General features: G+C 45.2%; 9 protein-coding genes. 2 read left to right on the top strand and 7 right to left on the bottom strand.

All coding sequences use genetic code 11. The features are described 5' to 3' along the window. Positions 1-689 precede the first annotated feature (689 nt). A complete protein-coding gene (locus tag D0A37_RS07940; protein ID WP_242723066.1) occupies positions 690-3,113 on the top strand; it encodes an EF-hand domain-containing protein in 2,424 nt (807 codons plus the stop codon). 129 nt (positions 3,114-3,242) lie between these two features. Further along, positions 3,243-3,374, top strand: coding sequence for a hypothetical protein (locus D0A37_RS28940; protein ID WP_278187169.1), 132 nt, complete (start codon positions 3,243-3,245; stop codon positions 3,372-3,374). Positions 3,375-3,425: 51 nt separating this feature from the next. Here the strand turns inward: D0A37_RS28940 and D0A37_RS07945 are convergent, their stop codons facing one another. From D0A37_RS07945 to D0A37_RS07975, 7 genes are all read right to left on the bottom strand, one after another. Continuing rightward, positions 3,426-8,690, bottom strand: coding sequence for an ATP-binding protein (locus D0A37_RS07945; protein WP_242723067.1), 5,265 nt, complete (start codon positions 8,688-8,690; stop codon positions 3,426-3,428). A gap of 45 nt (positions 8,691-8,735) precedes the next feature. Next, positions 8,736-8,855, bottom strand: coding sequence for a type II toxin-antitoxin system PemK/MazF family toxin (locus D0A37_RS07950; protein ID WP_242723068.1), 120 nt, complete (start codon positions 8,853-8,855; stop codon positions 8,736-8,738). Then, on the bottom strand, positions 8,810-9,040 hold the full coding sequence (locus tag D0A37_RS07955; protein ID WP_242723069.1) for a ribbon-helix-helix domain-containing protein: 231 nt from the start codon (positions 9,038-9,040) through the stop codon (positions 8,810-8,812). Before D0A37_RS07955 ends, D0A37_RS07950 begins: the two co-directional genes overlap by 46 nt. Before the next feature lie 79 nt (positions 9,041-9,119). Further along, positions 9,120-9,515 (bottom strand): ACP S-malonyltransferase, encoded by a 396-nt coding sequence (locus tag D0A37_RS07960; protein WP_242723071.1) that lies wholly within the window; start codon positions 9,513-9,515, stop codon positions 9,120-9,122. Continuing rightward, entirely contained in the window at positions 9,512-9,886 is a 375-nt protein-coding gene (locus tag D0A37_RS07965) for a DUF433 domain-containing protein (RefSeq protein ID WP_242723073.1), read from the bottom strand. Before D0A37_RS07965 ends, D0A37_RS07960 begins: the two co-directional genes overlap by 4 nt. 102 nt (positions 9,887-9,988) lie before the next feature. Continuing rightward, on the bottom strand, positions 9,989-11,182 hold the full coding sequence (locus D0A37_RS07970) for a glutathione S-transferase family protein (protein ID WP_242723075.1): 1,194 nt from the start codon (positions 11,180-11,182) through the stop codon (positions 9,989-9,991). 333 nt (positions 11,183-11,515) lie between these two features. After that, a complete protein-coding gene (locus D0A37_RS07975; RefSeq protein ID WP_445242543.1) occupies positions 11,516-12,397 on the bottom strand; it encodes a tetratricopeptide repeat protein in 882 nt (293 codons plus the stop codon). Positions 12,398-12,639 lie beyond the last annotated feature (242 nt).

The following is a 12,639-nucleotide window of genomic DNA, read 5'->3' on the forward strand; positions in this document are numbered from 1 at the left end:
GATTGCTATCATAAGCTGTCGCGCATTTAAATTGCCTATTCGAGGCGGGCGGGACGCCCACCCCACAAGAGTTTTATTGTTTTTTGACATACAATTTAAATCCCGAACAGCTTAGATGATTTAACTTCACTCAAATATGACCGAATATTGCGTCTACTTTTAACTCAAATCCTGATGCAAAAGGATCTCGCCCTTCAGTCTATTCGATCGTACTATAACTGCTTCAGCTCAAATCCGCTCAAATCCGCGTTTCATCGGAATTACAAAGTTGAGCCAAGTGGCTACCCTATCTATCTTCGAGATATTAGGGCACTTTTCTGTTTATCAACTCACTTTAAGCTGTCAAATGTCAAGAGCCACAACTCTTGCTCCACTTAAATCCTGATGGCTTTCTAACTATTTAGTTTACCAACTAAAACGCCCAATCATTGCGATAACGCTGGTAACTATGCTTAGTTATAGTATCATTTGTAACAGTTGCGTAATTCATCCGCAATTAAAGTAAGTGGATTAAAGTAAAAAATACATGGTAGACCTGGTGTTGCACAAATAACATCTCTCTTAGTATAGATTTTAGGCTAAACCAGCCCCTACAAAAGCTTACAAAATATTATTGTTTTTTGGCGCTTACCTAGTTATATTGGCCATAATTAATAGACATAAAATAAAAAAAATAGGGAGAATTTAGTATGACCTCTGTGGAATTTGAAAAAACAGTCATGACTGAAGAAGAGGAGGCAAAGTTATGGGAAGTGTTCAAAGTATTGGACGCGGACGGGAGCGGTGCTATTTCATCAGAAGAACTCGGTCAAGTGATGCGATCGCTAGGCCAGAGTCCTAACGAAACCGAGCTGCGCGACATGATCGAGGAAGTGGACTTAGACTCGTCGGGCAGTATCGATTTTGAGGAATTCAAAATGCTGATGGTGTCCCAGCAAGGCGATCGCCAGAGTCGTCTCAAAATGTCATTTAGTGTATTTGATGAAAACGGTACCGGTCAAATCAGTAAAAACGAGATGCAGGATGTGATGAGCCCGTTTGGGCTGACAGAGCCAGAGCTTGATGAGATCATCAAAGAGGCAGACCATGACGGCAATGCCTTAATTGACTTTGAGGAATTCTGCACACTGGTACCCGATGAGTCAGAGATCGCAACAGGAGATCAAGACTTGCCGGTTCCGGTTGTGAGTACACAGATAACCGAAATTTCAGATAGTACAGAGGCTGCGGCTGCGCTCGAAAGTATAACCACTGCTGTCAACGAGGCAGCTTCTGCCACTATTGAACCTAATCTAGAAGATCTACAAGAACCACCCACCGGTTGCAATCGAGAAATAGCGCGGCTAAAAGAACTACTCGCCCAACACCCACAAGGTGAGAAGAAGCGCGGTACGTCCCGCTTGGAGATGCAGATTGGTTTGTTTCGTCTGATCCAGGGAGCAGCCTACCGCAGCTTCCGCGAGAGTTTCTGTGCCAACCACGAGACTCACCTGTGCGTGAGAGACTTGCCATACAGAATTGCTGATTTTGTGCGATTTGTCAGGAGTGCGATCGCGCTTTATAAAGGATTGGGTGTAGTAGAGTCGGCGTGCAACCCTCTACTGGATGCAGTAGTTAAATCGCTCGAAGATGAATATGCCCGACTAGAGCATCGCATCAAGAACTGGAAAACCATAGAAAAAACTCCTGAAATGTTGGCCCAAGAACAAGCCATGTTGCAGGCGCGGGATAAGTCTGCCACCGCCAAGGAGAAGTTTGGGGCGGCAGTCGAGTTGGCCATGACCATCAAAAAGGATAGTCTCAACTTGCGTGACATTGCCGAGGGTGTGCTTGCCATCAACGAACTCAACCGACTGCGAAACTTGGAGCTGAGTGAGAACATGGCAGCGCCACCAGCCAAATCCGAGGGAGATCCCACAGAGTACCTGAAGAAGTGGAACCGCGTCATCCTCTCGGAGGCATCAGAGCAAATAGATGGTGCGATGATGCCACTAGCATATTGGTATGAAGACTTTATGCCGAAGTTGCTGGCTGCCTTCAGCGTCATTACCGAAGCAGACATTCCCTTCAACACGGTGCCTGATGAAGCAGCTTTAAACCAGTGGTACGAAGCGACTAAAACGTCAGGGGAATTTGGGCGCTATGGGGCGGATGTTGCAGAAGGCTTTCCCAAATGCGCTCCAAAACAGAAGCTGATGCTTCAACAGGCATGGCGCTTGACGCACCACTACCTCAATGGGATACAGAAACGGCGCGAACGCTTAGAGTCTGGGCGCGAGTCTGGCGAACTCTCGCAATATGTGGCGTTCATCGATGTGTATATCGATCGCACTGAAGTAAAGAATTCACAAATGCGGGTTAGCTTCCCTTACTATATTGGCCCTGCGGTGTGGCGTTTCTTGCACACTACGGCTGAGATAGTCTCTACCAAGACCCCAGAACAGCAAAAAACTCTGGTGGCCATCTTCAAGCACTTCTTCAACCTGTTTGCCAGTATGTATCCCTGCCCCTACTGCCGCCACCACCTCAACGCCTACGTCGTGCAGAATAAGGAGGTGGAAATTTACCCTGTGGAGTACCTCGTGCTTGGGCGCGACCCGCGTCTCAATAGCTTTGAGGTATCAATGGAGGCAAAGCTGTCCACCGTAGTAGATGGCCCGTCCCTGCGCTTATTCTTCTGGAAGTTGCACAACACTGTCTCCTCCTCAATTGCGCGATCCGAGGAGTGGTATCAAAAGGATGAGGAAGCATTCTACACCACCCGTTATTGGCCCAGCATTGAGTCTGAGCTAGCACAAGCCAAAGCCCTCAAACAAATCAGCATTGCCACCGATCGGATGTACCGCCTCTACGGTATCCTCAAGCCCGCAGCACGACTGACAGGGGTGAGAGCAATATTGCATAAGCTGTTGGATAAGAGGGATGAGGAAAGCATCAAGGAGGTATGCTTAGTTGCTCAAGATTACATCCAGGAGTTGGACGAGGCGATCGTCACGGGGCAATTCCTACAAGAGATATACTACTTTGACCCTGACCTTGTGGATGAAGCTCCTGTCTTTACTCCTGAAGAAGAGGAGTTTGCTCGAAGCGGTTTGTTCGTCGAGGCTACTTGAATATCAGTTAAAAAGTTAAGTTTTTAAGCTTAACTTTTTACCTCTTCAAAATTCCGAGAGAATGAACTGTATCACTGCCCTGAAATTACTGTGTTTGCAGAGTTTTTTTGTGCTAATTCGTTTGCGGGAATGCACAAAAAGGATGATCGCAAACAATTGGTGCTTTTTGATGTGGAAACTGAGGGCGGTATGGTTGTTCCCGATCGGTTTATTCAGAATCGATCGAGTAGTGCGATCGCTAAAACCTCGTCTTTTGCTTGAGTACAATTAACCTTGTCGTTTTCTTCAACCTAATCTGGATCAATACTTGGTTCAATCAGAGCCATTTGCTAAGGAATTAGCTATCTCATCCCCTAGTCTTCTTGCGCCTAGCGCGTCAATTTCCTGTAACTGCCCCAACAAAGTTCTCAGACCACTACGTCGAAGTGGGCTATGTATTATCCAACTGGGATCTGAATCCCAGAGTTCAGCAAGAAGTTGAACTAAAAGTTCACTTTCGTCATTTCTGCTAGTGGGTAAGATTTCCTGGTTTTGGATGAGCATTTTGAAAAGTAAACGGCGGAAGTGTCTATAATTCGTTGATGTGCCAACACGGTACAATTTTCTTCTCAACCACCTATCAGGAAGTAATACTTCTTGAAAACGCTCTAAAAACTCCATAAGCCATTGATCTGCTTGAGTTGCATACTGAAGATTTTTCTTAGACCATTGCCACAGCAGGTCAATCAATTTTTCCCAAATATCTCTGACACTACCGAAGAATCGCAGATTTGGCTCCTGCTGGTTTCTAAGGCCAAACAGATATTCTCCCACTGTACAAGCTGTGTATTTTCTAAATGAGTGGTCAATTATATCCGAAGAATTTTCCTCAACAATGCAGTAACTTAAAGTATCTATAACCTCACCTAAAACAATGCAATCTACCAGTTCAACTGTTTTAAACACCTGGAGAATTACATTAATTCCTGTAGCAAATTCGGTAGAATTGGATTTTACTATTGTATGTATTATTTGAGATTGAGCAGAATAAAGTTGTGTTTCTACAGAATCATCTCCATCCTCTTCTTGCTCTGCTTTGTTATCTACATAAACTGTTGCCCTTTCGTGCAACAAAGCAAAAAGCACTTGCTCGCGTAATAAACTGATTAAATCCAGCTCTATCTCGCTATCTGGCTTTGCTTTTAGCACCGGAATCAACGCTGCCGCTAAAAAATCCCAATCAAAGTAATTGTGTAACCAGCGAGGTTGTTGTTGCAGAGGTTGGATAAGTATTTCTGGAATCCATTGAGAAACATCACTTAGAGAAATTCCTGAATTTTTTTTCTCTTCAAAATCCTTTTGTAAACTAGACCAGACCTCTTCAATTTGAGGCTTTTCTCGTTTGCTTATTTCTTCAGCATAGGGTACTGCATAAGTCAGGAAAAGGAGGCGGGCTATTCGGGGTGCAATATTGATGAGTTCTTGGGTGAGAGGGTGAACAAGCCCATATTCTCTTATCCATGAACTCATAAAAGCAGATGTATTGCAATTGCGGACACCAATAAAGCAACGGAAAGCAGATGATCGAAGTAAGGTTTCAGATTTGCATCTTCGCAGTAATTTAGGGGCCCCATGAGCGAGAAAAGCTTCAGCATCCCTATTATAATTTTGACAACGATTGCCGTCATCTAAACTTATCGGTAGATGAGAAAAATCACTAGCATAATCAGTGATGTAGTTCTCCAGTTCTGGGTTGAGATTATCAATAGGAAACTCTAGAATAACAGCAATCGCTGCCCAAATTATATCTATAAAAGCTTTTTCTCCAAGGCGCTCTTGTAGGGAAGTAAGCTGTTCTTCACTGGTCAGAAGAGTAACAAACTCCCTATCTAGTTCCGGTGTCTTTTGCAACTCACCATCTAGAACTTTTCGGCACATTATTACGATTTCAAGATGCTGAAGATTCCAAAGTGCAGATTCAGCTTTAGCCTCAACTTCAGCATCTGGAGGTAGAGTACCGACGAAGTGAAAGATTCTAGTTCCATGTTCATCCTCTTCCGGCACCCAGTTGTTGCCCTCAAACCAAGCTCGGATTTTTAATGCACGATAGCGACTGACCGCTGGAATAAAATTAAGTTGGTGATTATCCCAGTCTGCCAAAATCTGAGATGTTGCATCAAAAGGAATGTCTCTCTCTAGCCACATTGGGAGTGCTATCTTCTCTAAAAGGGGAATTTTTCTGTGAGATAACTGATGAAATTCAGCTAACTCTTGAGATTCCTCGTTTGACAGTCGGCTCCATGCCTTCCCAAAATCGAATGCAAAATCTTGTCCCCGATCAATTAATTCAAACTCTAACCATACCCAAAGTTGTAATGACGACTGTAGAGGTAGTAAGGAACCTTTCAAAAGATTGGGATCGCATTTAGCCAGCGAAATGAGTACCCCAAGCATTGCAACAGTGTCAGCATGCTCAAAGATAATTGATATAGAACGTTCGAGTGCTGCTTTAGTCGGACGACTGTAGAGCCATCCCTCTAGCGTCATTAAGAAACAAGCGACAATATCTGGAGACCAAGGATACTTGCGATGCCAGTACAAAGCATGACGACCACCTTTGAAGTCTTTTCTGTTCTCGCCAATAAGCAAAGTTACGCCATCAGTATCAGTTTCTGGCATACCCTCCAGTTTGTTCTTTGCCCAGCGATGCTCATGCCAATAATCTGTGGCTACATTACAAAGGCTTGCAATAACATCAACTGCAAGAGATTCATCTATTTGAAGCAGATAAAGAATTGCGGAAAACTTGAATGTACAGACATCAAGATCATCAGAGCCTTCTGTTCCAAGATCGTCATCTAACTGTTCAGAGGAGCGCTCGAACTCATAGCGATAACCAGGCGGTGAAATAGTCAGAGCTAAAAGTAATTCAGCACCTAGTTGTGGATTGACACGAACTACAAAATTGAGATATCTACCTCCTTGCTTAAGCATGAATTTGCGGAACTGACGATCAACCCGCCCTGATGACCCTTTTGGATGTGGAGGCTCAAGCACGCCTACACCATGTCTAGTGAAAGAAAAAGAGGTTTCAGTTGCTTCTAATCTATTTGCTGGTGTAATCTCTCGTCCTGCCAAAACTTTCAAAAACCAGGCTGAACGTTCTGGAATAATCTTGAGCGCAAACACTATACAGGCAAAAGCATTTGATGAAAAATCACGTAAATAGTATTGCTTTTTATGGACAGGGAAGGGTAACGCTCCTTTCTGTCTTAGCTCGATTATCTGGTTTAGGTCTTCCCAACTGTCTACTCGCGCTTCTGGTACAGGATCGGGTGGATCGGGATCGGGCAGCAATATTCTTTGCAGCAAGTTAAGGACAAACTCTGCAACCTCAACGCGGAAAGAAAATTTTTCTGCAAATATTCCCCAGTTCAGCCAAGCCTCAGCCACTCTGAAAACTAAACAAGATTCCTCGATTACAGTCTCTGGATTTTGAGATAAGAGCCATCGCCACACAGGTTCCCACAAATGCGCTTTTGGAATTCCCGTTATCTGCTCCTGTATGACCAGCCTTGTGCCCACAGACGTAGATTCAGAGATTCCTGCAAGGGCTGGATTTGGAAAAGTTGCGATCGCTAGAAGACGAGAGATGAGATGCTTGATGAAAAAAGGAAGGTGTTCGCCGGAACAGCCTTGGAGAACTGAACTTGGCTGTCTGCTCAATATCGCGCCATCGAGAAGTAAGTCAATAAGCTGTAAATGATTACCTTCCTTTGCCTCTTGAAGCAATTCCCGCCATGTTTCACTCTCTTCTGATTTCATCGCAAGATACAAAGCAAACCAGCGCACTGGCTGAGACCAAAGAGGATTTCTCAGCTTCGTTGCAAGCTTACTGACATCTAGTTCGCGACGTTTCCCCAGAAGGTAGCGAAACCTGGCACAGTCTCCTACAAAACGGTGTGTGACAGCTACTTTTTCCTCTGCAACTCGAAGACAGTCTCGCCGCACCAAGGTATCTAGAATTCCGGAATTAATCCCAGAGTCATAGAGAGACAGATCAGGAGTAAATTTATTGGCTAATGAAAGCGCTGTGCCAATTAGCGCACGACCTTCTTGACTGTCATCACGTCCATTTCCTACATGAGAGCGCCAGAACCAAGCAAGCAGGTCTAGGTCATTTTGGAAGGCTGAAGTATTGATATCATCCTGCTCAACGCTACTAATCAGCCAGTCAAGAAGCTTAAGGTTCAAGGCAGGCCCAAACTCATCAGCGCGTTGAACAAGACTAGCAACGCCGGCTGGTAAAGTATGAGATGACTGAAGATCGTTAATAGGTAGTTGTGGTAACTTAACAACATCAATAGAAAGTTCTGCGCCAAGTCGAGCATCAATTTTGTCACGAACTCGGCGTTCAGCATCTAGATGCGCCACGAGAACGAAACGCACATCCGTTGATGTCTCGCTAGCCAAAGCATTTTGAAGAAGGTTAAGTACACAATCAAAGCTTTGATCATTGACATCACTCAGGTCATCTATGATGATGATGGGCTTCTCAATTACCTGAGCTGTTAAGAGTGCATCAATACGTCTTGTATCTCGGCTAGATGTGGAGTCTGGGGTTTCTGTGAAGGAAATAATGTCAGATGGATGGAGAAACAAGCGCGTATAATCTGGAAAGTTTTTTTGCATAGCCAGCTTGCAAAGTGCTGATTTTCCAGATCCCGATGGCCCGATGAGAAGGGTTATCCGCTTCGTGAGTACAGATGCTTGTAGCTGTGAGAGTAAATCTGTCCTAGGTAGAGACAGACTGCCACCGAGTGTATGTCGAACAACACAAAGTCGATAGCGGGATTGGCTGAATAATCTTGCCTGTGTTGCTCGGAACGCTTCCAAGCTTTTATCATTTATGAGTTCCCGCCATATAAGAGCGCTTATACGCTCAGGAGATAAGCCTGAACCAAGTTGAAGAAGATAGCCCAGCCATCGTCCTATAGTTGTTTCTGTATCCTCATCCCGTGAAAGATTTTCTAACTCAGTCGTTAACTCTAATCTTGGGTCAGGAACAAGCTCAGAGCTGACAAGAGCTTTGAAGTCAGTGAGTTTTTGTGCTTGGTCTTGCTTTGATATAACACCCCATCCTTGAATAACCTGGTTGGGATTCCTATCACCCTCAAACTCTCCAGAGATTACGAACCGTAAGCGGTTTATTAAGCCTGGTGTACGGTCAGAGGCAAGCTCGAAAATGTCCCAAAATTCATCAAGTGCCTTCCTAATTGGGCCCTCTGAAAGAGTTTTTTTTGCTTGTGTAAGGGTAACAACTGTACCTGATTCAGTAATATCTGAAATAGCTTCCGCGAGAACTTTATGAGCTGTATTCTGGTCTTGGCGCTCGGCTTCAGAAGCGTCTTTCCATTGACGAACAATTTTCAGCAGTGTCAACAGGAATTGGTAATTAAATCCGCTCAAAGCCAGTAAACCACCCTCTGCTTGCTGGGGATGAATTTCCTGCCAAGCACTCCTTAACTCATCTAACTGAGAGAGCAGGCTGAGTTCGGAGGTTGTTACATTCAGGCTTGTTGTTTCGCTATTGACCATGCCTAATCCTAACTTTTCCTATAAGAGTTTGTTGCCCCTTTGGACTTAAAGAGCAGTTCCTGAAATAATTACCGCCGATCGACTCTTGCGGATTTCTGTACCGACTGAGGGGGCGAAATTCACGAGCCAGATGCTTCCCAGTCGGTAATCGCTGCTTGCTGCCATGCTTCCTCCTCATCGGCTAATTCATCGCTCAGTTCATCCAGCAATAAACAGGCTTCTACCATTGCCTGCTGTTCTTGTTGTTTACGCCACGCTTGCAATAAAAGCTCAATTAGCCGACTGCGATTTTCTACACGATCGTCAATGTAACGCACTAGCTCATCAGGCAAAGAGATAGATACTTTCATAAAAAATACTCGATAGTGTTGAAAACTCAGTTTTTTTGGCTTGTTCGGCTAGCAGCACTGCCTTACTTATTGGCTCACCCTACGGAACAAAAAGACGACCAACGCCCATCCAGGTTTCGATATCCAGCAAGATTTCCAGAATACGGTCAACACAACGATTTCGATAGACTCGATCGGCTAAAAATCGATCGGCATCTCCAATCGTAATCACAGGTAGGGAATCCACTGTATTTTCTTCTCGGATCACCTGTTCCAGGGAGTCTTCACCCTTCATGCTGCGGTTTGCAGTAAGCAAAATCATCTGATTTGCCTGAGCAAGTCGCCACACAACTCGATCGTTACTGTCGATCGACAAATTCATCTGTTTGAAGGTGACAAAACGAATTGGGAGTAGATTTAACCAGCCTTGACTCGCAATATTGCCCAATAAAATCTCTGCATGACCTCCGAGATTGTGATCGATCAGAAAATTCATGCTTCTAGTTCGTGTTTGGCTTTCTGCTCTTGAAGTTTTGCCCAAAGAGCCTCTCGACCGGGTTTGGGTGGCATCGCTGCAACGCGGGCAGAATGTTCGCGATTGCGCTCTTCCCAGTAATGCTGAATTTCCTTAGCTTGCTTTAAAACAATTTGATATTCTGCTTCGACTTCTGCACGATTTGCCTCAATGTAAGATAAAGCAACGTTAATCTGATCCTCTGTTAAGTCAAACAAGGAACGGATAAACTTCGCGGGATACTGAGCCGTCACGTAGTCCATCACATCATAGAGAGTGATGCGCGTACCTGAAATTGTCAGTCCGCGCTCTGTACGAATAATAATTGGTTGGTTGTTGGATACTGAAACCATACCCATAGCCTCTGAAACAGTCTAGGAAATAATCCGATCGTACCTTACAAAATTGTAATGTCGTGTTTGTAGAAACCTTTGAGCAAATCCACCAGACGCCCCCTACACAAAATTAGCCGGATCTTGATCTCGCCGATGCTTCAGCAGAATCGGAGAACCTTGGCCATCACCCACCAAAGCCGCCGTTTCCTCCAACGCTTCCCTCAACCGCTTGGCCGCGTAAATGGACATATCACGGGGCACATTCACCCGATCGCGCAAATACCGCAAAGCCGCATCAGAACCACTCGGCGGCGTACAAACTTCGCCAGTCATCATCAAAGTTAAAGCACAACGCAAAGCCTCATCGAATAAGCTGTCATCAGCAGGATTGACTCGAACGATGTTGCGCTGGTGCTTAATGACGCGATGAAGTGCTTCAGCGCGGGAGGTTTCCGGTTCTGGATACATCACATCTGGCAATCCAGCCCAAGGCCCATTATCCACGCGGGCTTTATTGAGTAGCATCTGAGGTTCGCCGTTTTCATAACACCCGCCCATCTGAGGTGGTAAATCGTGGACGTGGGTGTGAAAATCGCTCTGAGTGCCGCGATAGGTAGGGCGGGTTTCCATCGCCGCAAACCAGTCAGCAAAGCGCGGGTTTTCTTCGCGCATCGAGTAGCCTTTGTAGTAGTAAAGACTGGCATTCATGCGTTCGACGTAGGGGGTAAAGATGACATCCGCAGTGCCAAATTCATCGAGGAAATAAGGCCCGGGGGTGCTGGCGAGAGCCTTTTCTACCTGGGTGACGACGCTGATAAATTGGTTGCGGTTGTGCTGTTCTACTTTGGCTGAACTTGCTGGGTAGCACAGCCAAGAGCACCAGGCTCTAAATAGCAGTCGCTCTAACCGCCGCATTGGTATTACTGCGGGGTTTTCCATGCCCAAACCCAAGGGGCCATAGACTCGTTCGAGGGCGATTAAGATATCATCGCTTTCGGTGATGATGCGGCCGTCTAGTTCGATCGCCGGTAGCATTCCCGATGGCACTTTGCGCTTGTACCAGCTTTCTTTTTCCCCATAGCAGAACATAGTAACTTTCTCAATGCGGTAGGGGATTTGTTTTTCTTCCAGCCACAACCAGATTTTTTGGCAGTAGGGACACCAAGCATGGTTATCGCGGTACAGGATGACTCGCACATCGGATTCGGTTTTACCAAACAGGCGCAACCGGGCTTGGGCGTTCGTTGGCCCGTTGACGCGATCGACTTCAAAGTTTGTGAGGGCTTCTAATTCTGTCCAGCTTAGGGAGGTCATGGGATTTTAGATTTTAGATTTTAGATTTTAGATTGGAGAATTGAAGAGAGCGACTTCTTCGTGGCAATAATAGAACTTACGCAGCAACTCTATCTGTAGGGTTCGCTGTGCGCGCACCTTACCCCTACCCATAACGTATTCAACTATTTGTGGGTTTTAAGCTGTTGCGGCATTTAAATTGTATGTCAAAAAACAATAAAACTCTTGTGGGGTTTCCCGCCCGCCTCGAATATGCAATTTAAATGCGCGACAGCTTAGTCCTGAATAAGATAGTTGGTTATCAGTTAAAAAAGGCTTTGAGGACTGAAGTCCTCACTACCAAGTTAACTACAATTAAGGCAACATTTGGGGAGGGGGTGGGGCGTCTTGAATTTTAGCCAGTGCTGCCTTCATTTCAGGAGTGGCTAGCAACTTTTGGGTATCTGCAATCAGACGATCGCCCCAGAGGTTTTCTTTGAGATATTCTACGGTAGCATAGCGTTTGTCGAGTTTCAGAGCTGCTTCTCCCATCGCTAAGCCTTTTTCTGTGTCACCTTTGGTGTACAACGCTACTGCTAGAGCTAGCATTGCTTCTGCTGCTTTGTCGTCGATCACGATCGCTTCTTGCCAGCGTTTGATGGCGCTATCAACATCTCCCATTTCGTATTTGACTAACCCGATATTGTTAATAGCAGGCCACAGGTTTTTTTCTAAAGCAAAGGCTTTTTCGTATTGGGCGATCGCCTGATCAAACCGCTTCAGCTTATAAAAAGCATTGCCTAAATCAAATAATGCACCTGGAGTGTCGGGTTTTAGTTTCAACCCGGCTTGCAAATATTCGGCTGCTTTCTCGTAGTTCGCTTTCCGAAAGTAAGCTTCTCCCAAGACAAATTTAATTGAGGGATTTTCTGGCGACAGAGATTGAGCTTGCCCCAAAGCTTCAATGCCTTTGTCAAACTCCTCGACTTGAAGGTACAAGCTGCCTAACAAAGTCCAAGTTTGAGCATTCTTGGGAGCTAACTGTGTGGCGAGTTCGGCTCTGGGGACGGCGAGTTGGTACTGCTGGAGTCTGGCTAACTGCACCGCTTCTTCTGCAAGGCTCAAGGCCGTTTGGTCGAGTTGGGCCGAGTCAATTTGCAGGGTGTAAGGCAGGAGTGCCTGTGCGACAGCAGGCTTGGGCATTGTCCACAAACCGAGTGCGAGTAGCAGAGATATTAAAGGAATGCGATTAGGCACTGTACAGCCCCAGAAAAAAATATAAGGGTTTCTCGATCGCCTATAATAACTCATATTTTTGAGTTTTGATATTGCTTCTTGACACGTAACACTTCGCGGTTTTCATTTAAATATTTCTGAAATTATGTTTACACTCCGGATCGCCGTTTTTCTTCACTGTTTTATAGACGACTCCTCGCCTCACTACAAATCGGCAAAATTATTAGTTAATCTAAACTTGAATGAGTTAATAAATAACCCTT

Source organism: Microcoleus vaginatus HSN003, assembly GCF_022701255.1.
Classification (GTDB): Bacteria; Cyanobacteriota; Cyanobacteriia; order Cyanobacteriales; family Microcoleaceae; genus Microcoleus; species Microcoleus vaginatus_B.